We start from the raw sequence: 20,291 nt of genomic DNA on the forward strand, positions 1-20,291 counted from the left end.
CGACGGGGCCGCCCGTGCTACTTGCGGCTCGCTCCTGCCTGGCGGGCCGCTTGTCGTGTACCGCTCAGAAATACTGGGCGGCTTGCAACCAGACGCTCGGCGACCGCGTGGCCGACGCGACCGGATCGGCGTAACCGACCGGCAGCGCGGCGGTGAGATTGATTTGATGGCGCGCGCCGAACCAGCTCGCGCCGATGCCGAGCGACGACAGCGGCACGGTGTTGCGCTCGCGGGACCATCGCTGCTTGCTGAGCTGGATGCGGCCCGTGTCGGCGAACGCGCTCAGTTGCCAGCCGGGCGCGACGAGATAGCGCAGTTCGGCCGTGGCCTGCCAGCCCTGATCGCCGCTGCCGGCGCCGAGTGCGAATGCACGCACGCCGTACGGGCCGCCGAGGCTGAATTTTTCCGATGCGTCGAGATTGCGCGACGACAGCTGCGCGCTGAATTGGGTGTAGAGCTGGAATCGCGCGCCGAGCGCCTGCAGCCGCAGCGCGCTGACATTCAGCTTCGCGAACTGGCCTTGGGTATGGACGTAGTAGTCCATGTCGAGCGGATCGTTGCCGCTCAGGTGGCCGATGCCGAGCGTGGCGGAGAAGCCGGTCCGGCCGCCGCCGCCGAGGGTGTCCTGATGGTTGCCGCTTACGCCGAACGACCACAGGTCGACGGTCTTGTCGTTGACCACGTCGAACGCGCCGTACACGTCGCGCAAATGCTTGTTTTCGTAGATGACCTGCGCGTCGAGGCTCGTGCGCCTGCTGCGCAGCAGCGGCTGCGTGACGAACGCGGAGCGAACGTCGGCGCCGCCGTGGTAGCGGAGGTCCTTGAGGCTGCCGCCGATCCGGTAGTTCATGTCGGAATACGCGACGCCGACGCGCGTCGATGCGGGGCCGACGGGCAGTTGATACGACGTGCGGTAATAGCGCTGATTCGTATTGCTCGTCAGTCCGCGCAGCGAGAAGCGATCGCCGACGCGCAGCGGCGCATTGACGTCGACGCTGCCGGTCGCGCGGTAGCGGCCGGTCAGCGGATCGCCGAAGTTGTCGAGTTCGATCGAGCCGGTGGCGAAGCGGCCGGGTTCGGCATCGATCACGAGATCGGTCGTGCCGGGTTCGGCGCCGGGCCGCAGCGTGCCCTTCGCATCGACGCCGGGCATCTCGTTCAGCAGCATGAGGCTGCGCTCGAGGCGGTTGCCGTGCGCAATCTCACCGGGCTGAAGCGACGCAAGCGGCTGCCGCAGCGCGCGGTCGAGCACGCGTGTGCGGTTGTGCAATTCGATCTGTCCGTAGCGGCCTTCGACGACAGCGATGCGCACGACACCGTGTTCGATGTCCTGGCGGGGAAGATACGCGCGGGCGAGGACGTAGCCGTGTTCGCGGTAGTACGTCGTGATCCGGTTGGCGGCCTGCTGCAGATCGCCGAAGCTCAGGTCGCGGCCGACGAAATCGGCGAGCAGCGGGTCGAGCTGTGCGGCGGGAATGGCCGCATTGCCTTCAACGGCGAATGCGCTGACCGGAATGCGTGGGCCGCCAGCCGCAGCAGGCGAGGGCGCTTCGCTTGGCGCAGGCATCGCGAGATCGGGCGCGGCCGGAGCGGGCAGCGCCGGGCGGAGCGTCTCGACGTCGCGTAGCGACTGTCCCGCATTGGGGACTTGGACTTGTGCATGCGCGAGACCGTGAAACGACAGCGCGAGACCGGTCAGGCACGCGATGCGGAACGGGCGGGAGCGCTTTCGGACGGTAGGATCGGGGCGGCAGGACGGCCAGGCACCGGGCATGGCCGCTGGCGTGGCGGGAGGAAGAGCGGGTACTTGCGCCGGCATCGGGGGCGTCCCGGGCACGGCGTCGAGAGAACGGATGAAATGGATTTTCGACCTCGAACGGTTGCGCCTTTGGGCCGAAGCGTGGTCTTCCGCTCCGGCCGTTTGGATTGCCGACGATGTTACGAAATGGTTCCCTCAATGAATATGGAACAAGTACGAGCGACTTGTTTCCATCATTCATTCTTGTCAGATTCTTCGATTCAATCGCGTCCGTGCTCAAGACGCCGCTGCACGGCGCTTCCGCGACAACCGGTGCTTCAAGACAGCAAGTATCGGCCGCTCGATCCACGCATGGCAGGCACAGCCGCATGCGCAGACAGCGGCCAGCGTCGCGAGCGCAGCCGCTGTGCCCGACCACGTGCCGGCGTCGAGGCGCACCCCGACGATCTTGTTCGCTGCACCGATCACGTACGGATGCAGCAAATAGATCGAATAGCTCGCATCGCCGAGGCGGGCGAGCATCGCGTTCCCGATCGTCCAGCCCCGCAGGTCGAGCGCGACCGCGGCGACGATCAGCATGCAGGCCGGCACGCCCCACCAGACGACACGTTCAAAGCCGGTCGGCGTGCCGGACAGGGTGGCGGCGAGCGGTATCGCCGCGAGCGCCGCTACGGATGCCGCGAGCCACGCGAAGCGCGGAAGTCGCCCGGCGATGCCGGTTTCCAGCAGGCGGCAGGCGAGTACCCCAAGCCCGAATTCGAGCACGAACGGCTGGCCGAGATGGGCGGCGACTTCGCCTGCCGGGCCGCCGGCGGCCACGTACGCGCAGAACAGCGCAAGCGCGAGCGCCGCGAACGTCGTTGCATGGCGGGCGCGGACGAACCACATCGATCCGGCGATGACGAGATAGAACAGCATCTCGTATTCGAGCGTCCAGCCGTTGAGGTTCAGCGGCCCCCAATGGCCGTTCTCCTTCACGTATGGCACGAAAAGCAGCGACTTGACGAGATAGTCGAGGCCGGCCGTCGTCGAATTCAGCCATTGGGGCTTCACGACCGCGATCGCGAACACGCCCAGCGTGGTCAGCCAGTAGAGCGGCACGATCCGGATCAGGCGCCTGCGCAGGAAGGCGTGCCCCTCGCGCGGCGCGACGACGGACATGATGAACCCGCTGATGACGAAGAAGATATCGACGCCGGCCTGCCCGAACGGAAGCGTGCCCATGTGATAGCCGACGACGGCGAGCGCCGCGAAGGCGCGTGCACACTGGAGGTTCCGGAAGATGCCGGTCTGGACGGGGAAGGTTTGCATGTCGGGTTTAGCGGGTGATGTCCTTGTGCGGCAGGCGGGCGGGAGTCGGCGTGCCGTTCGTCGCGGCATCGCGCTTTGGCCGGCGTCGACCGGCACGCGGTTCGAATCCCGCGAACTGAAGCGCGCACAGCAAGGCGACGCTGGACAGGTGGCGTGTATAGCTGCCGAGATCGGGTTCGAACAGCATCGATACGGCGACGTGACCGATGACGACGCAGGCGAGCAGGTCGCGGGCCGGATGTGTGCGATGCCGTGCACGACGCCACACGGCGGCCAGCGCGATCCACACGAACAGCTGCATCGCGACTTCCTTGGGGCCCACGTCGAACAGCAGCGGCAGATTCAACCGCAGCACCGCGTACGCATAGTTCGCGCAAAAGGCGACGAACGAATCGGGCGCGACCGGGTTGTAGAAACTCGTGCGCGCGCCGAACGGCGAACCGTAGGCGAGATAGTCGGCTGCCATGTCGCGGGGATGCTGGAGCAGGTAGTACACGTCCGGCGGCAGCAGGAACAGCGCGATCGCGGCAGTGCCGAGCAGCAAGGTCTTGCCGCGCCATGACAGGTGCCGGAACAGGAGCGCGGCCAGCGCGACCGCGAGAATCAGCGCGAAGTAGCTGCGCACGACGGCCGCGTAGCCGGCGTAGAGCGCAACGACGGCCACGAAGGTCCAGGCGGCCGGGCGACGCCGCGCGATGCTGGCCAGCACGAGCGCGATCAGCACGACGAGCGTGTCCTTGCTTGCGACGAACAGGTTGAAGAACACACACGGCGCCAGCAGTACGACGGTCGCGGCCAGCGACCCGACGCGGCGGCCTTCGCCGACGATCCGCCAGATGAACGCCGTGCCGATCGCGGCAACGAACAGCGACGTGCCGGCCGGGCCGAGCAGCGCATAGAACTTCGCGACCGCATCGAACGACGTGCCCTCGTAGGTGCTGCCGCCGCCGATCTGGCTCTGGATCTTCTCCGCGTCGCGGAACACGAACTCGGGCAGGAACGTGCCGGCCTTTGCGTAGACGATCCAGTAGACGAATACGATCATCGCGCCGACGGCGCGCGTCACGCCGCGGCTCAGTGCCGGGCCACCGGCAATCAGGTTACGCAGCATGCGGGGCGGCCTCCGTGCGTGCGGCCGCACGGGACCGGCCGGTGCGCGCGACGATCAGCGCCAGCGTGGCGACGATGCCGGCGCTTGCCGCCAGATGGGCGATGGCCGCCCCCATCGCACCAGCGTGAACGATCAGGCTCCATGCGAGCGGCAGGTACGTCAGCGCGAGCGCGATCATCGACAACATCGCGGCGCAGCCGGCACGCAGCGCGATCGCGGCCGTCCACAGCACGTCCGCCGCGCCGCGCAGCACGAACGACACGAGCAGTGTGGCGAGCAATGCGACCTGCCCGGTGCCCGCGGGCTCGTGCGCAAACGCGAACAGGTCGCGATGCAGCGCAAGGACCGCGGCCCCCGCGATCGAGGTGACGGCCACGCTGGCCACCGTCGCGCGCACGGCGAGCCGGGGGAACGTGCCCGGTGCGTCGGACAGCACGCGCACGAAGCGCGGGCCGGCCGTCACGACGACGGTCGAGAAGGCGAGCGCCTGGATCGCGTTGGCGATCGACCACGCGAATACGTACCGGCCGAGCGCATCGGCGCTCAGGTGGCCACCGCCGATGAACCGCTCCGCGTATTGCAATGACGCGAGGACGATGCCGGCCACGTAGAACGGCAACCCGTGCCGCCAGATCGACAGGACACCGCGCTCGCGCACGGCCGGTGCGCGCGCCGCCTGCGGGCGGTCGTGCGCCTGGCGTGCAACCGCGCCGATACGCCGCCACGAAAGCACGACGACGCACGTATTGGCCGCGAACCACAGCGCGAAAACCGATTCGATCGAATGCAGGGCGCCGACGAGCAACCCCGCTCCCGCGACGCCGGCCCATGCGCCGGTGCGGACGAACAGCAGCAGCGAGCCGGCGCGAGGTCGATGCAGCGAGAACAGCCAGCCGTTCGCCTCGAATGCCGCATGCTCGGAGAGCGCGACGAGCAGCACGCACCACGCGAGCCGCGTCGACAGGCCGACGCGGGCGAGCAGGGCCGCGTCACCGTTGGCGGTCGCCACGGCGAGCGTCGCGACGAGCGTCAAGTAGAGGCCGCCGTACGCGACGCAGAGGGTGCGCATCGCGCCGAACGCGGGCAGCGGATCGGGTTCGCTGAGCCGCCGGTTGAGTTCGGGACTGAAGCCGAGGCCGAGCAGTTTCGATGCGATCACGGCGGCGGCGACCGCGAGCCCGTACGCGGCGACCGCGTCGAAGCCGAGCGTACGCGCGACGATGATCGCGAGCGTGAATTTCAGGCCGAGCGCCAGGCTGCGCAGGAGCAGGCGCGTCAGCATGGCATGGCCTCGTCGGCTTCGACTTTTGTTTCGATGTCGGAATCCGCACGACGGGCCGCACGCAGTGCGTCGATCACGCGTGCGCGTGCGGCACGGATGCTCGCAAAGCCGCCCTGCGCGGCGTTCCGGAACGCCGCAGCTGCGCCAGGTGCGAGGATCGTCCGGCAGACGCGTGCCGGATCGAAATCCGCGCCGTTGACGACCCAGTCGTCGAGCTTCATGTCCGCATACGCACCGAAGCCCTTGCGCTCGTAGCTGACGTGGAAGGCGGGTACGCCGTGCAGGATCGATTCCAGCGCGCCGTGCAGGCGAACCGATACCGTGACGTCCGGCCGGTCGGTTTCGAGGAGCGTCTTGAGCGGCGTCAGCGGTTCCCGGATGCCGAGGCTGCGGTAGTACGCGGGATCGTCGTTGCCGCGCCCCGTGCTTTGCACGGCAAAGCTGACCCGGCACATTGCGCGCACCTGCTCGATCAGCCGCGCGATCGATGCGTCGTAGCGCGCGCGTCGTTTCGCGCTCCACGCGGGTGCGCGGCGCAGCACGAATGCAACATGGCGCGCGGTGTCGCTGTTCGGCGGGGTTTGCCGAAGGATGGTCTCGCTGCGATACCCGAAGTCGAGCACCGCGAGATCCGGCACGCGCCGCGTATTCGGATTCGCGGCGAGGAAGGCGGCGGAGCGGTCGTCGCGCACGAACACCGAATCGAACGCGCCGAGCAGCGACTGCAGATGCATGGCGACGGCGCGTGAGGACAGCACCGGGCCGATGCTTTGCGGCAGATAGACGGCGGGCTTGCCGGAGGCAAGCGCAACCCGCATTTGCAGCAGGTGGCCGGCTTCGAGCTTGAGCGCTTCGATGGCCGTGCGCGCGCGCAGATAGCCGCCACCGACGCCGACGATCAGGTCGACTTCGTCGAGCAGGCGGCGCAGTGCTTTCAACCTGCCGTTGATTCGAACGGGCAGCGCGGCGGTGGCGGCGCCGATCAGCCGGTTCGTGCCGCGCTCCGCGAGCACGGGCGCCGCGCATACGTCGTCGTACGCCGGAAATGAAGCCGGATCGGCCGCGACGATCGACACGCGGACGGCATCGCCGAAGGCCTCCCGGAGCAGGCCGACGGACAGGTCGACCAGCAGGCCGTCACCGGAATTGCGGGCGCTGTACGCGTGCAGCAGCGCGACGTGAATGGGGGGCGTCATGCCGGGCCTCGTCTGGAAAGGGTGTGATAGAGGTCGAGCGTGTGCGCGACCATCGTCTCGGCCGAGAATTGACCGAGGGCCGCCGCGCAGTTCGCTCGCATCGCGTCGCGTGCGGCCGGATCGTTGGCAAGCGCGACGATCGCGCGGGCGAAGCGCGTCGTGTCGTCTTCGTTCGGCACCACGACGCCGATGCCATGCGTGTCGATCAGCTCGGTCGCGCCGGATACCCGCGTGGCGACGATCGGCACATGCGCGGCCATCGCTTCGAGACACACGTAGGGAAAGCCTTCGTAGCGGCTCGGCAACGCGAACAGGTCGAACGCGGAGAAATAGCGGCTCGCGTGGTTCACGCGGCCGACGACGTGAAGATTCGGCGGAAGATCGTCGGCCTCGTTGCCGGCCGCCGTGACGAAGTCGCCGGACCCGATCGCGACGATCTGCACGGTGCGGCCGCATTGGCGATACACGCCGCGCGCGATCCGCACGAGACGGTCGATGCCTTTCTGATGATCGAAGCGCCCGACGAAACCGACGACGAGGGCGTCGCGCGCGACGCCGAGTGCGTGTCGTGCCGCCTCGCGCGGCATCAGGGCGGGCGGTTGGACGCCGTTGACGATCGTGTCGATGCGCGCGGCCGGAATGCCGAGCGCTTCGTTCAGGTGTTGCGCCTCGTCGCGCGAGACGGCGACGATCCGGTGCGTGCACAGGCGGCCGAGCAGCCGCTCGATGGTGCCGTAGAACCGGCGCTGGCGGTTACCCAGCGTCGGGTTCAGCGTATAGACCGCGTGCGGCGTGTACACCTGCCGCCATGGCCCCGGGCACAGGCGTGCGATCGCGCCGGCTTTCGAGCTGTGGCTGTGCACGATGTCGGGACGGATGCGCAGCAGGTGGCGATAGACGTGGGCGACCGCGAGCGCGTCGCGCCAGCCGACCGCGCGCTGCATCGGCACCGCATGCACGCTTGCACAGCGTGACAGCACGCGCGCATCGAGGATCGTTGTGTCGAAACGCGGGCCGTGCGGCACGATCAGGTGCAGTTCGATGCCGTCGATTGCGGCGAGTCCGTCGATCAGGTCGGCGAGATGGACGGCCACGCCGCCGCCCGCGGCTTCGACGACGAGCGCGATCCGCAGGCGCGCCGCGCGGGCCGGGGCTTGCCGGGAGCCCAATTCGGTCGTGGCGGAAGCGTCCGCCGGCGCGGCATCGCGTATCGCGACGCGTTCGAGGTGACGGGTATCGCTCATCGCGGCTCTCCCCGGCGGCGGGACACGAGCGCGCGCAGCGTGCGGCCGATCGACGATGCCAGGCCGCAACGCGGCGGTGCGTAACGGTACTGCGTATAGCGATAGGCGCCGTAGCGCGAGCCGTACCGGCCGACGTGCGGATCGACGCCGTTGAGCAGCACGCCGCTCGCGGCGATACCGTTGTGCGCGAGGCGCCGCATGGCTTCGTCCAGTTCGGCGACGCGTGTCGTGGCGGCACGCGCCGTGAGCAGCACGGTGCCGGCATGGCGGCCGAGCGTGACCGCGTCGGTCACCGCGAGAATCGGCGCCGCATCGATCACGACGACGTCGTAGCAGGCCGACAGCACGTCGAGCAGCGCGGCGACGCGTTCGTCGGCAAGCAGCTCGGACGGATACTCGGGCACCGCGCCGGTCGGGATGAAATCGAGGCGCGGCACCACGTCGCGGCAGGTCACGTCGGCCGGCGCGGCCGTGCCCGACAGCAGCTCGGCGAAGCCGCGCTCGCGCGGGACACCGAGCGATTCGTGCAGATGACCCTTGCGCAGGTCGCCGTCGACGAGCAGCACGCGCTCGCCGTTGGCCGCGAGCAGCGCCGCGAAATTCGCCGCGACGAACGACTTGCCCGCACCCGGCGCCGGGCCGGTCAGCAGCAGTACATTGTTGCGTGCGCCCTGCATCGCGAAGCGCAGCGCGGTGCGCAGGCTCCGCAGGCTTTCCACGGCCGGATCGTGCGGGTGCCGCGCGCTCAGCAGGTTCGGCCCCGGCGCGTGCTGCGCGATGCGCCGCGCCATCTGCCGCTGGGCCGCCGAATCGGGAATCGTCGCGTAGACGTCGATGTCGAGATGACGCTCGATCTCGTCCGCGTGGCGGACGCCGCCGAACAGGAAGTCGCGCGCAAAGGCGAGCGCGATGCCGAGTGCGAGCCCGATCAGCGCGGCCGCCGCGATCACGACGGGCCGCTTCGGGCGTACGGGATCCTCGGGCACGATCGCCGTATCGACGAGCCGCACGCTGCCGGTCTTGCCGGCCTTGACCAGCTCGAGCTGCTGCGTGTTCGCGAGCAGCGCCGTATAGAGATCGGTGTCGACCTTCACGTCGAGCATCAGCCGCACGGCGTTCTGCTGCAGGTCGGGCAGCCGTCGCACCTGATGCTCGAAGCCGCGCTGCTCGCGGCCGAGCGTGGCGATCTGCGCGTCGAGCGCGACCATGTCGGGGTGGCCCGGCGCGAAGCGCGCGGCCATCTCGTCGCGCTTTTGCTGCAGCTCGAGGCGGCGCGTGGTCGCGTCGGCCGTCTGCTGCAGGATCAGCTTCGCTTCCTCGGTCAGGTCGATCGTGCCGTTCGCGTTGCGCATGTCGGTGTAGCGCTGCTCGGCGTCCTGCAACTGGCGCTTGAGTACCGGCAGCTGCGCGTTGAGGAACGCGAGCGATTGCGCCGCGTCGGCGGACTTGCGCTCGATGTGCTGGCGCACGTAGTGGTTCGCGACTGCCTGAAGCTGCGCCTGGATCCGTTGCGGATCGGGGCCGCGCAGCGTCGCGACGATCACGCCCGACTGCTTGATCTTTTCCTGGACGTCGAGGCCGCGCCGCAGCGTGTCGATCGTCTCGGCGCGCGATTCGCGCACGAGCGTGAAGCGGGTGGCCGGGTTCGCATCGACGCGCGCGACGTCGATCGCGATCGGGCCGCTCGCGGTCGGGAAGGTTTCCACGTGCCCGATGCGGCCGGTGACGGCCGACGGCAGCGCGGGCCCGGTCAGCCGGTAGCGCTGGCCGTCGAGCAGCGTCAGCTCGAAGCGCTCGCCTTCGAGCGGCCGGGGCACGTCGAAGCGCGCGACCGCGATCGCTTCCTCGCCCCACGCATAACCGCCGAACCCGAGGAGGCCGGGGTGCGCGAGGCCGGTGTTGAAACGCGACACGAAATCGCCGACCAGCGGAAAGCGCTTCGGCTGCACGACGATGTAGCTGCGCAGCTCGTCGACGGCACGCGTGACGACGAGCCGCGACGCGAGAATCTGCGCTTCGGCCGCGGCGCTCGACTTGATGTCGAACAGCGACGACACGTCGCCGAGCATGCTGTTCGCGGCGGCTGGGTCGCCGCTGTCCTCGACCTGGAGCAGGATGTCGGCCTGGTATTGCGGCGGGGCGAGAAATGCGTACAGCGTGCCGGCGCCGACGCAGGCGGCGGTTGCCAGCGCGATCAGCCAGCGTTGGGACACGAGCACGTCGACGACGCCGGCGAGGTCGAGCTCGGCGCCGCGATCGTGCGATCGCTCGCGGGAAACAGGAGAGGTCATCGATTCGGTCCGGAAAGCGGGGTGGAGGGGGAGGCGGCCGGCGCGATGCGCGCGCACCACGCGTCGACACCGCGCTCGATGAGCCGCAGGCTGTGTTCGAACGACGCGCGCGGGCCGAGATACGGGTCGGGCACGTCGAAGCCCTGACCGGTGCCGCCGAGGCGGAACACGCGGCCGCACAGGAACGGGTGGCGGCGCTCGAGCCAGCGCTTCTGCTCCAGGTCCATCGTCAGGATCAGGTCGGCGCGTGCGGCGTGCCGTGACGACACCTGGCGCGCGCGGTGCGTGGCGAGGTCGAGGCCGCGCGCGCGCATCAGGTCGATGGCGTGCGGGTCGGCCGGCTGGCCGTCGAGCGCGCCGATCCCGGCCGACTGCACGTCGACGCCGGGCAGGCGCGCGCCGAGCAGCGCCTGCGCCATCGGGCTGCGGCAGACGTTGCCGACGCACACGACGAGCAGCGTGGCGATGGCGCTCATTTGACGGCGAGCGCCGCGGCGGCGCTGGTGCTGACGCCGGGCAGCAGCAGGCTCAGCACGCGGCTGAAGCGCACCAGGCCGTTGCCGTCGACGTAGACGATGTCCTTCGGCTGCAGCGCGAACTCGTTGGCGAGCACCATCGACACGGGGGAGCGCGCGTCGAGGTGGAACACCTGCGGATCGCTCGTCTGCGAGCCGCGGATCACGAACATCTGCGCGGCATCGGCGGTATTGGCGTTCACGCTGCCGGCCTGCGACAGCGCGTCGGACAGCGTCAGCCGGCCGTCGCGCAGCGGTACCGCGAGCGACGGCTTGTTCACTTCGCCCATCACGTACACGCCGTAGTCGCTGCGTGCCGGCACGTGCAGCAGGTCGCCGGCGGCCAGCACGACGTCGGCGGGATTGCGGCCGTCGCGCAGCATGCGCGTCAGGTCGAGCGGATAGGACACGCCGTCGCGCACGAGCGTCATGCGGCTCTGGTCGGCGGCCGTGCCGAGCCCGCCCGCGCGGCCGAGCGCTTCGTAGAGCGTCATCGGCACGTCGTTGACGGGCTGCGCACCCGGCGTGCGGACTTCGCCGTCGATATAGACCTGCTGCGAGCGGAACGACGCAACGCGCAGCGTGACTTGCGGATTGCGATAGACGCGCGACAGCGCGGCGGCGATGCGTGCCTGCGCGGCGTCGGCCGTGAGACCCGCGACCGGCACGCTGCCGGCGAACGGGAACGCCAGGTTGCCGTGCGAATCGACGACGAAGCCCGCGACCGGGTCGGCCGCGCGCGGCGCGTTCTGCTGCGCGGCGCCTTGCGCGGCGGCGAGTTCGGGGTGATCCCAGACGGTGATCTGCAGCACGTCGCCGGGGCCGAGGCGATAAGCGCCGGGCGCGGCCGCCAGCCGGTCGGATGGCAGGTGCTGTTGCTGCGCGGCCTGTGCGTCGAGTTGGCGAATCAGGCTGGCGTCGATCGTCGTGATCCGGAACGGAACGCTCCCGCCGGTGTTCGCGTGTCCGGCAGGCTGGCCGTCGGCGGCGGGGGGCGGTGCGCTCATCTGCATGCCGGGTGAGAATGCACAGGCCGAGAGCGCGACGCTGACCGCTGCGGCCAGCAGCGTGCGCATGCGGTAGGGACGTGCGGATCCGGCCCGCTCGATCGTGGCGGAAGTCATCAGTCATCCTTATCGTGATGCGGCGACGCGCGGTGGCGGTGCCGCGTGCGTATCAGTACGCGTTGCGGTGGGACCAGCCGCGCAGGGCGGTGGCCAGGACGATGCGCATGTCGAGGGCGAACGACCAGTTGCGCAGGTAGTGGAGATCGGCTTCGACGCGGCGCTGCATCTTTTCCACGCGATCGGTCTCGCCGCGCAGGCCGTTGATCTGCGCCCACCCGGTGATGCCCGGCTTGACGCGGTAGCGGTGGATATAGCCGTCGACGATCTTCCGGTAGAGGTCGTCGTGCTCGAGCGCGTGCGGGCGCGGGCCGACGACCGACATCTCGCCGCGCAGCACGTTGAGGAACTGCGGCAGCTCGTCGAGGCTCGTGCGGCGCAGGAACGCGCCGACCCGTGTGATGCGCGGATCGTCGCGCGTCGCCTGGTGCACTTCACTGCCCGTGTCGTGCAGCCGCATCGTGCGGAACTTGAAGATCGTGAACGCCTGGCCGTCCGCGCCCTTGCGTTGCTGGCGGAACAGGACGGGGCCGTGCGACGACAGCCGGACTGCTGCCGCGATCGCGAGCAGCAGCGGCGCCATGCCGACGAGGACGATGGCCGCGAACACGCGATCGAAGATCGCCTTGTGCAGCAGCGCGCGCGACGACAGCGGCGACGCGACCAGGTTGATCGCCGGTGCACCGACGAGGTCGATCATTTCGCCGTCGAACATCGCGAGCTTGCTGACGTCCGGCATGAAGCGGATGTTGACGAGATCGTCGCGGAATGCATCGAGCACGGCCATCACGATGCGCGCCTCGCCGATCGGCAGCGCGAGCCAGACTTCGGGAATCGCGTGCGTGCGGACATGCTGTGCGAACGTATCGAGATCACGGAAGCGCGGCATGCCGCCCGGGCTCGTCGTATCGGCGCGGGCGATATCGAACATCGCCGCCGCGCGGAATCCGGCCGACGGCACACTGGCGATGCGGTCGAGCACGGCGTCGCGATGGGCGCCGGAGCCGACGATCGCGACGAGGCGATCACTTTCCTGCGGGCGGCCGATCCGTTCGAGCGTCGTGCCGGCGACGACGCGCGACGCGACGAGCGCGATGCCGCTCGTTGCGGTCCAGAGCAGGTACCAGGGCAGCGGAATGGCGAGGGTCGGCGCGAGCACCCGCATCACGAGCGCCGCGCCGGCCTGCGCGATCAGCCACGCGAACGCGATGAGCAGTGCGGTGCGGTGCCTGGCGGGGCGGGCCGGTGCGTGGTAGAGGCGGAGTGCGGGAAACAGCATCAGCGCGAAGGTCGCCGCGCAGGCGACGGCGGCCAGTTCGGACGAACGGTCGACGTCCGTGCCAGGCAACACGAGCGCGGCGGCCAGCGCGCCGAACGAAATCAGTGCGACGTCGGCAATGCGCGCGATCAGGCCGCCTGCGGCACGCGCTGCATGTGCGTGCCGTGGTTCGAATGAAGTATCCATATACCCTCCTGCTGCCGTTCTGATTGAGATGGACGCCCGTTGTCCCGATTGCGACGCGATATCGCACGCTCGGCCGGAGCGGAGCGTGACCGCTGTTTCCACTGCATGGGAAATGCATCGGGGAAGGAGGCGCTGCTGCGGTGGTGCCGGTCGGCCTGATGAGTTGCGACGGATCTTTTCGAGCTTGGCGCCATGAAGGGCGAATGCTTGCGAAACGTTGCGGCCGACTCGATGGGGTCAATTTTCAGGAAGCAGGGGCCTGATTTATATAGAACGCCTACTAAATTCCAGGGGAATGGATTAGTACGAGTACGAATCAGTGGAATTTCTGTCCGAATGAACGAATGACGGAGTCGGACTTGACTTTAGAAAGACGTGCGATGCCGGGTCGTCGAGGTGGACGGATCGCAACAAGCGGAGCGCGGCGGGCGAAGAAGGGCGGGATTGTGGCAGCCGAAGAAATGGCGTGCGGGACGGCGGGCGCGTAGAGGGAGCCGCAGCAACGGTGAGCGGGGCGATTGCCGTGATCAACGCGCCGGCGCGCGACTCGTGGCACGCCGGCGTTTCATGTCAATCCGGTCGCCCGTTCCGGAAAATCTCGCTATACGCGCTCAACGCCGGCACGCCGCCGAGATGCGCATACAGCACCTTCGACCCCGGCTCGAATTCGCCGAGCCGGACCTTGTCGCGACAGGTGCGCTCGTTCATGGTACTCAAGGAGATTCTTTCGACGCATGCGCTGCCGGTGTAGCGCATCGTGATGCGGCTGACCGCGCATGCTGTGTTGGCGGCGTGCGGGCAAAACGAAGTGAGCACGATCGGCACACGGAGTCGCACCTGTTGCGCCGCACGACCACGGCCAACCTCCACGCGTTCGAACACGGCGGTAAAGGCATAGCCTCGCTCGTCGCCGTGACAAGTCGACGCGCTACCGCTTGCGCCGTGTCGGGTCGATGCCGTTTTGTTCGAGTAGCTTTCGCAGTCTTGTGTTATTGCCCCACAGCGTAGCGAAGGCTATCAACATCACGAGTTTTGTGGTCGCACCAAGCAATTCCGAGACCGTCGCATCCGGACCTAGCGTCTTTAGCGCGCCCATCATCTCAAATTGTGTGCTCGTGTTCCGCGACTATCTTGCGGGAAATGTGTCGAGTGGAGACTCGACGAAAATTCTTGAGACGGTTGAAAAAGCGCTCGACAACATTGCGTGTGCGCTCAGCGTTGCCACGGCGCTCCGCCGGGCTGCCGCACCGTTTTTCCGAGCCGTTCGCGCGCCGTGTGCAGCATTGCCTCATCGAGTTCACCGTCATCCGCCAGCGCCTTCAACGCGGCGAGCACGATGCTCGCTCGATCGACTTCGAAGAACGCGCGCAGCGCCTCGCGCGTATCGCTGCGGCCGAACCCGTCGGTGCCGAGCGTCACGTAGCGGCGCGGCACGTATGCACGGATCAGCTCGGGCACCGCGCGCACGTAGTCGGTCGCCGCGATCACGGGGCCTTGCGTCGCGGCAAGCTGCTGCGTGACATAAGGCTCGGCCGCCGTGTCGCCGAGTCGCGACAGCCGTTCGGCTTCCATTCCGTCGCGTTGCAGTTCGCTGAAACTCGTGACGCTCCACACGGCGGCATCGATACCCCAGTCGTCCTTCAGCATCCGCTGCGCGGCGAGCACTTCGCCGAGGATCGCGCCCGCGCCGAGCAACTGCACGTGCGCCGTTGCGTTCGAACCGGACGGCAGCCGGTGCATGCCCTTCAGGATGCCTGCGCGTCGCGTGGCCGGATCGTCGTCGGGCATCGACGGCTGCGCGTAGTTCTCGTTCATCACCGTCACGTAATAGAACACGTCGCGCTGTTGCTCGACCATCTCGCGCATGCCGGCATCGACGATCGTCGCGACTTCGTACGCGAACGCCGGATCGTACGCGCGGCAGTTCGGGATCGTGGACGCCGCAAGATGGCTGCTGCCGTCCTGGTGCTGCAGCCCCTCGCCGCCGAGCGTCGTGCGGCCCGATGTCGCGCCGACGAGGAAGCCGCGCGAGCGCTGGTCGGCGGCGGCCCAGATCAGGTCGCCGATGCGCTGGAACCCGAACATCGAGTAGTAGATGTAGAACGGCAGCATCGGCAGGTCGTGCACGCTGTACGCGGTCGCCGCGGCGATCCACGACGACACCGCGCCGGCCTCCGAGATGCCTTCCTCGAGGATCTGCCCGCGCGTGTCCTCGCGGTAGTAGAGCATCGAGCCGAGATCCTCCGGTTCGTAGCGCTGCCCGAGCGGCGAGTAGATGCCGACCTGCCGGAACAGGTTCGCCATGCCGAACGTGCGCGCTTCGTCCGCGACGATCGGCACGACGCGCGGGCCAAGCGCCGGATCCTTCAGCAGCGCGGCCAGCATGCGCACGAGCGCCATCGTCGTCGACATCTCGCGGCCCGCCGCATCCAGCGCGAACGCACCCCAGGCCGGTGTCGGCGGGACGGTGAGCCCCTCCGACGCCACCATCCGCCTTCTGGGCAGATAGCCGCCCAGGGCAGCCCGGCGAGCGTGCAGGTAGCGCATCTCGGGGCTGTCTTCGGCGGGTTTGTAGAACGTGAGCTGCTCGACGTCGAGATCCGACAGCGGCAGCCGGAAGCGGTCGCGGAACGCCTTCAGGTCGTCGACGTCGAGCTTCTTCTGCTGGTGGGTCGTCATCCGGCCCTGGCCGGCCGAGCCCATTCCGTAGCCCTTCATCGTCTTCGCGAGGATCACGGTCGGCTGGCCGCGATGCGCGAGTGCGCGCGCATACGCGGCGTGCAGCTTGCGTGCATCGTGGCCGCCGCGGCGCAGGCGATCGATTTCCGCGTCGGTGAGCTGCGCGGCGAGGGCGTCGAGCGCCGGGTCGCGGCTGAAGAAGCGCGCGCGGTTGTACGCGCCGTCGTTCGCGGAGAAGGTCTGGAACTGGCCGTCGACGGTGTCGGCGAACGCGCGGGCGAGCGCGCCCGCATGGTCGCGCGCGAACAGCGGATCCCAGTCGGATCCCCACAACACCTTGATCACGTTCCAGCCGGCACCGGCGAACAGCGCCTCGAGCTCGTCGATCACGCGGCCGTTGCCACGCACCGGGCCGTCGAGCCGCTGCAGGTTGCAGTTGATCACGAACACGAGGTTGTCGAGCCCCTCGCGCGCGGCGAGCGACAGCGCGCCGAGCGATTCGGGCTCGTCCATCTCGCCGTCGCCGAAGAAGCCCCACACCGTGCGCGCGGCCGTGTTCGCGAGGCCGCGATGCTGCAGGTAGCGCATGAAGCGCGCCTGGTAGATCGCGTTGATCGGGCCGATGCCCATCGAGCCGGTCGGGAACTGCCAGAAGTCGGGCATCAGCCACGGGTGCGGATACGAGCACAGGCCGGGCCCGGCGATCTCGCGGCGGTAGTGCTTCAGGTGCGCGTCGTCGAGGAAGCCTTCGAGATACGCGCGCGCATAGACGCCCGGCGACGAATGCGGCTGGAAGTAGACGAGGTCGCCGCCCGTGCCGCGGTCACCGTGTTCACCCTGTTCGCTGCTGCCGTCGGCCGCTGCCGCGCGGAAGAAATGGTTGAAGCCGACTTCGAACAGGTCGGATGCCGACGCGTAGCTCGCGATGTGGCCGCCGAGCTCGCCGTACGCGCGGTTCGCACGCACGACCATCGCGAGCGCGTTCCAGCGCAGCGCGGCGGACAGCCGCTCTTCGAGCTCGGCATCGCCCGGGTAGGGCGGCTGGTCGTGTGCGGCGATCGTGTTCAGGTACGGCGTGACGGGCCCGCGCGCCGCCGCCAGGCCGCTCGCGTGCGCATGGGCGGCGAGCCGGTCGAGCAGGAACTGCGCGCGGTCCTTGCCGACGTGCGCGAGAACCGCGTCGAGCGCTTCGAGCCATTCGGCGGTTTCTTCCGGGTCGGCGTCGGCGTGCGCGAGGTTCGCGCGCCGCGTGGCGTCGAGTCCGTTCGACAGGTCCGTCATCGCAGGTCTCCCGCGCACCGGTTCGAAGCGGTGCGCAATCAGTGGCAATCGGTCGGATCATGCTACCCGCCGATCTGCAAAATATGCGTCTGATTTCATTGGGATTTCTCGTGCGGATAGTGTAAATATTCCGGTTATGGCCACTCTTCCGGAATATTTCGACCATGAGCGCAAACCCGCGGCGGCTCGACCGCATCGACATCGGCATCCTGAACCAGCTTCAGCAGAACGCGCGGATCACGAACGCGGAACTCGCGCGCGCGGTGAACCTGTCGGCCACGCCCTGCTTCAACCGCGTGCGCGCGCTGGAGAAGCTCGGGCTGTTCCGGCAGCAGGTCACGCTGCTCGACCCGGAGCCGCTCGGGCTGCGGATCAACGTGTTCATCCAGGTCAGCCTCGAGAAGCAGGTCGAGGATGCGCTGCAGCGCTTCGAGGAAGCGATCTCGCAGCGGCCCGAGGTGATGGAGTGCTACCTGATGTCGGGCGACGCCGATTACCTGCTGCGTGTCGTGATGCCCGACATGCGCACGCTCGAGCGCTTCATCATCGAGCGGCTGACGACGATTCCCGGCGTGTCGAACATCCGGTCGAGCTTCGCGCTGAAGCAGGTGCGCTACAAGACCGCGCTGCCGCTGCCGGCGGCGGGGCTGACGCTGGTCGATCCGGACGAGTCGGCGTCCGACTGGAGCTGAATGTGCGTCGGCGGGCGAAACCGCCGGCTTGCCGACGAAACGGCGACAGTCGCCCGACACCGCCGAAAGGGATCGAACGAAACGTGCGCAAGTGCGTTGCACGTTCACGACGCCTCGCGAAACGATCGCGTATGCTCGTCCGTTCCGTGGCACAGGAGGCCATCGGAGTCGGTTCATTCGTGTGACGACCCATCAACGAGCGAGGGCACCATGGCAAGACAGACGATGGCGGAATACCTGGCGAAGACGCTGGCGGCAGCGGGCGTCGAGCGCATCTGGGGCGTGACGGGCGACAGCCTGAACGGCCTGTCGTTCAGCCTGAGCCAGATCGGCTCGATCCGCTGGATGCATACGCGGCACGAGGAAAGCGCCGCGTTCGCGGCCGGCGCGGACGCCGCGTCGACCGGGCGGCTCGCGGTGTGCGCGGGCAGCTGCGGCCCCGGCAACCTGCACCTGATCAACGGCTTGTACGACTGCCACCGCAATCACCAGCCGGTGCTCGCGATCGCCGCGCACATTCCGTCGACCGAGATCGGTCTCGGCTACTTCCAGGAAACCCATCCGCAGGAGCTGTTCCGCGAATGCAGCCACTTCGCGGAGCTCGTGACCAACGCGTCGCAGTTCCCGCGCGTGCTCGCGCGGGCGATGCGCACGGCGATCGACGAGCGCGGCGTCGCGGTGATCGTGCTGCCGGGCGACATCGGGCTCGGCGACGGCCCGGAAGAGCCGCCGGCGTGGAGCGAATCGGCCCCGCCGTCGATCCTGCCGGCCGATGCCGATCTCGACCGGCTCGCGGCACTGCTCAACGCGTCCGACGCAGTCACGCTGCTGTGCGGCAGCGGCACGCAGGGCGCGCACGACGAGGTGGTCGCGCTGGCCGACACGCTCGGCGCGCCGGTCGTGCACGCGCTGCGCGGCAAGCAGTTCGTCGAATGGGACAACCCGTTCGACGTCGGGATGACGGGGCTGATCGGCTTCAGCTCGGGCTACCACGCGATGGAATCGTGCGACACGCTGTTGATGCTCGGCACGGACTTCCCGTACCGGCCGTTCTATCCGTCGAACGCGAAGGTCGTGCAGATCGACTGGAAGGGCTCGCAGCTCGGCCATCGCGCGCCGCTCGCGCTCGGGCTCGTCGGCACCGTGAAGGAAACGATCGCGGCGCTGCTGCCGCGCTTGACGCGCAAGACCCAGCGGCGCTTCCTCGAGAACGCGCTGAAGCACTACGCGGCCGCGCGCAAGGGGCTCGACGATCTCGCGGTGGCCGAGCCGCCGGGCCGCGCGATCCATCCGCAATACCTGACGAAGATCGTCGACGAAGTCGCGGCGGAAGACGCGATCTTCACGGCCGACGTCGGCACGCCGACGCTGTGGGCCGCGCGCTACCTGACGATGAACGGCAAGCGGCAACTGCACGGCTCGTTCAATCACGGGTCGATGGCGAATGCGATGCCGCAGGCGCTCGGCGCGCAGGGCGCGCATCCGGGGCGGCAGGTGGTGTCGCTGTCGGGCGACGGCGGGCTGTCGATGCTGCTCGGCGATCTGCTGACCGCACGCCAGCTCAAGCTGCCGATCAAGATCGTCGTGTACAACAACAGCCTGCTCGGCTTCGTGTCGATGGAGCTGAAGGCGGCCGGCTATCTCGACACGAACGTCGACCTGAGCCCGACCGATTTCGCGGCGATCGCGAAGGGCGCCGGTATCTTCAGCGTGCGCGTCGAGCATTCGGAGAACGTCGAGCAAGCGTTGCGCACGGCGTTCGAGCATGACGGGCCGGCGGTGGTCGATGTCGTCACGTCGAAGTACGAACTCGCGATGCCGCCGAAGATCGAGCTCGCGCATGCGAAGGGCTTCAGTCTGTTCATGCTGCGCGCGATCCTCAGCGGGCGCGGCGACGAAATCGTCGAACTGGCGAGAACCAACTTGCGGTGAAGGTCGGTCGCGCGCCGTGTGGCGAGCATGGCGCGCGGTTCACAGCCCGGGCCGTGCCGCCGGCTCTCGCACGGCTTGGGCTGCCAACCTCCATGCGGCGGGCGGATAGTGGTTTGCGGGAGAGGGACATCGCGGGCCGAAGTCCCGACCCCATTTGTGTCGCCGGGCGCTGACAGTCGACGATTTCGCGGAGACCCGGACGGCGCTGCCGATCCGGCACGAATTAGTCAGGCAAATCAGGGTCAATCTTCACGTCACCTTAAGTTTGCGTTTCCTAGAATCGATTGACCGTCGCGCGTCCTGCGGCGGGTCGATTCGCCCCAGGAGGATGCGCATGAACCTTGCCCGTATCGCCGTAGCCCTGTCCCGCGCAGTCGTCGGCCCGCCGCCGCTGAGCGCGCAAGCGTTC

13 protein-coding genes and 2 pseudogenes are annotated in these 20,291 nt (G+C 68.5%); 3 read left to right on the forward strand and 12 right to left on the reverse strand.

Annotation, left to right across the window (positions count from 1 at the left end):
* Positions 1 to 64 precede the first annotated feature (64 nt).
* The 11 genes and pseudogenes from HWX76_RS23455 to HWX76_RS23505 form a co-directional block, all read right to left on the reverse strand.
* Positions 65 to 1,567, reverse strand: coding sequence for a ShlB/FhaC/HecB family hemolysin secretion/activation protein (locus HWX76_RS23455; RefSeq protein WP_239468950.1), 1,503 nt, complete (start codon positions 1,565 to 1,567; stop codon positions 65 to 67).
* Between the two features lie 468 nt (positions 1,568 to 2,035).
* On the reverse strand, positions 2,036 to 3,070 hold the full coding sequence (locus HWX76_RS23460) for an acyltransferase (RefSeq protein ID WP_124631820.1): 1,035 nt from the start codon (positions 3,068 to 3,070) through the stop codon (positions 2,036 to 2,038).
* 7 nt (positions 3,071 to 3,077) lie between these two features.
* Positions 3,078 to 4,181 carry a hypothetical protein gene (locus HWX76_RS23465; RefSeq protein WP_050018197.1) on the reverse strand — a complete coding sequence of 368 codons (1,104 nt, stop codon included), beginning with the start codon at positions 4,179 to 4,181 and terminating at the stop codon, positions 3,078 to 3,080.
* Positions 4,171 to 5,463: a polysaccharide biosynthesis protein gene (locus tag HWX76_RS23470; RefSeq protein WP_124680809.1), complete on the reverse strand. Its 1,293-nt coding sequence runs from the start codon at positions 5,461 to 5,463 to the stop codon at positions 4,171 to 4,173. The genes HWX76_RS23465 and HWX76_RS23470 overlap by 11 nt, the downstream gene beginning before the upstream one ends.
* Positions 5,457 to 6,659 (reverse strand): polysaccharide pyruvyl transferase family protein, encoded by a 1,203-nt coding sequence (locus HWX76_RS23475; RefSeq protein ID WP_176016403.1) that lies wholly within the window; start codon positions 6,657 to 6,659, stop codon positions 5,457 to 5,459. Before HWX76_RS23475 ends, HWX76_RS23470 begins: the two co-directional genes overlap by 7 nt.
* The gene (locus tag HWX76_RS23480; protein WP_176016404.1) at positions 6,656 to 7,903 is read right to left on the reverse strand and encodes a glycosyltransferase family 4 protein; all 1,248 of its coding nucleotides are present in this window, start codon (positions 7,901 to 7,903) and stop codon (positions 6,656 to 6,658) included. Before HWX76_RS23480 ends, HWX76_RS23475 begins: the two co-directional genes overlap by 4 nt.
* Positions 7,900 to 10,194, reverse strand: a complete 2,295-nt coding sequence (locus HWX76_RS23485; protein ID WP_176016405.1) for a polysaccharide biosynthesis tyrosine autokinase — start codon at positions 10,192 to 10,194, stop codon at positions 7,900 to 7,902. The genes HWX76_RS23480 and HWX76_RS23485 overlap by 4 nt, the downstream gene beginning before the upstream one ends.
* On the reverse strand, positions 10,191 to 10,670 hold the full coding sequence (locus HWX76_RS23490) for a low molecular weight protein-tyrosine-phosphatase (protein WP_089488957.1): 480 nt from the start codon (positions 10,668 to 10,670) through the stop codon (positions 10,191 to 10,193). Before HWX76_RS23490 ends, HWX76_RS23485 begins: the two co-directional genes overlap by 4 nt.
* Positions 10,667 to 11,833: a polysaccharide biosynthesis/export family protein gene (locus HWX76_RS23495; RefSeq protein WP_050018202.1), complete on the reverse strand. Its 1,167-nt coding sequence runs from the start codon at positions 11,831 to 11,833 to the stop codon at positions 10,667 to 10,669. The genes HWX76_RS23490 and HWX76_RS23495 overlap by 4 nt, the downstream gene beginning before the upstream one ends.
* Before the next feature lie 52 nt (positions 11,834 to 11,885).
* A complete protein-coding gene (locus HWX76_RS23500; protein WP_050018203.1) occupies positions 11,886 to 13,298 on the reverse strand; it encodes an undecaprenyl-phosphate glucose phosphotransferase in 1,413 nt (470 codons plus the stop codon).
* A gap of 570 nt (positions 13,299 to 13,868) precedes the next feature.
* Positions 13,869 to 13,985: pseudogene (locus tag HWX76_RS23505) on the reverse strand (aminocyclopropane-1-carboxylate deaminase/D-cysteine desulfhydrase family protein); the annotation flags it as partial.
* A gap of 1 nt (position 13,986) precedes the next feature.
* Here HWX76_RS23505 and HWX76_RS36780 point away from each other — a divergent pair.
* Positions 13,987 to 14,049 (forward strand): annotated as a pseudogene (locus HWX76_RS36780) (Lrp/AsnC family transcriptional regulator); the annotation flags it as partial.
* A gap of 461 nt (positions 14,050 to 14,510) precedes the next feature.
* On the opposite strand, the gene mdeB reads toward HWX76_RS36780, so the two are convergent.
* Positions 14,511 to 17,258, reverse strand: coding sequence for an alpha-ketoglutarate dehydrogenase (gene mdeB, locus HWX76_RS23510; RefSeq protein WP_176016406.1), 2,748 nt, complete (start codon positions 17,256 to 17,258; stop codon positions 14,511 to 14,513).
* A 164-nt stretch (positions 17,259 to 17,422) separates the two neighbouring features.
* On the opposite strand from mdeB, the gene HWX76_RS23515 reads away from it, so the two are divergent.
* Positions 17,423 to 17,950, forward strand: a complete 528-nt coding sequence (locus tag HWX76_RS23515) for an Lrp/AsnC family transcriptional regulator (protein WP_050017644.1) — start codon at positions 17,423 to 17,425, stop codon at positions 17,948 to 17,950.
* 210 nt (positions 17,951 to 18,160) lie between these two features.
* A complete protein-coding gene (gene poxB, locus HWX76_RS23520; protein ID WP_176016407.1) occupies positions 18,161 to 19,882 on the forward strand; it encodes a ubiquinone-dependent pyruvate dehydrogenase in 1,722 nt (573 codons plus the stop codon).
* The last annotated feature ends 409 nt before the right edge of the window (positions 19,883 to 20,291 follow it).

The organism is Burkholderia sp. BCC0398 (assembly GCF_902833245.1).
GTDB lineage: Bacteria > Pseudomonadota > Gammaproteobacteria > Burkholderiales > Burkholderiaceae > Burkholderia > Burkholderia sola.

Coding starts and splice junctions, on each gene's coding strand:
- HWX76_RS23455 (WP_239468950.1), bottom strand. CDS start 1,567: ATGCCTGCGCCAAGCGAAGCGCCCTCGCCTGCTGCGGCTGGCGGCCCA.
- HWX76_RS23460 (WP_124631820.1), bottom strand. CDS start 3,070: ATGCAAACCTTCCCCGTCCAGACCGGCATCTTCCGGAACCTCCAGTGT.
- HWX76_RS23465 (WP_050018197.1), bottom strand. CDS start 4,181: ATGCTGCGTAACCTGATTGCCGGTGGCCCGGCACTGAGCCGCGGCGTG.
- HWX76_RS23470 (WP_124680809.1), bottom strand. CDS start 5,463: ATGCTGACGCGCCTGCTCCTGCGCAGCCTGGCGCTCGGCCTGAAATTC.
- HWX76_RS23475 (WP_176016403.1), bottom strand. CDS start 6,659: ATGACGCCCCCCATTCACGTCGCGCTGCTGCACGCGTACAGCGCCCGC.
- HWX76_RS23480 (WP_176016404.1), bottom strand. CDS start 7,903: ATGAGCGATACCCGTCACCTCGAACGCGTCGCGATACGCGATGCCGCG.
- HWX76_RS23485 (WP_176016405.1), bottom strand. CDS start 10,194: ATGACCTCTCCTGTTTCCCGCGAGCGATCGCACGATCGCGGCGCCGAG.
- HWX76_RS23490 (WP_089488957.1), bottom strand. CDS start 10,670: ATGAGCGCCATCGCCACGCTGCTCGTCGTGTGCGTCGGCAACGTCTGC.
- HWX76_RS23495 (WP_050018202.1), bottom strand. CDS start 11,833: ATGACTTCCGCCACGATCGAGCGGGCCGGATCCGCACGTCCCTACCGC.
- HWX76_RS23500 (WP_050018203.1), bottom strand. CDS start 13,298: ATGGATACTTCATTCGAACCACGGCACGCACATGCAGCGCGTGCCGCA.
- mdeB (WP_176016406.1), bottom strand. CDS start 17,258: ATGACGGACCTGTCGAACGGACTCGACGCCACGCGGCGCGCGAACCTC.
- HWX76_RS23515 (WP_050017644.1), top strand. CDS start 17,423: ATGAGCGCAAACCCGCGGCGGCTCGACCGCATCGACATCGGCATCCTG.
- poxB (WP_176016407.1), top strand. CDS start 18,161: ATGGCAAGACAGACGATGGCGGAATACCTGGCGAAGACGCTGGCGGCA.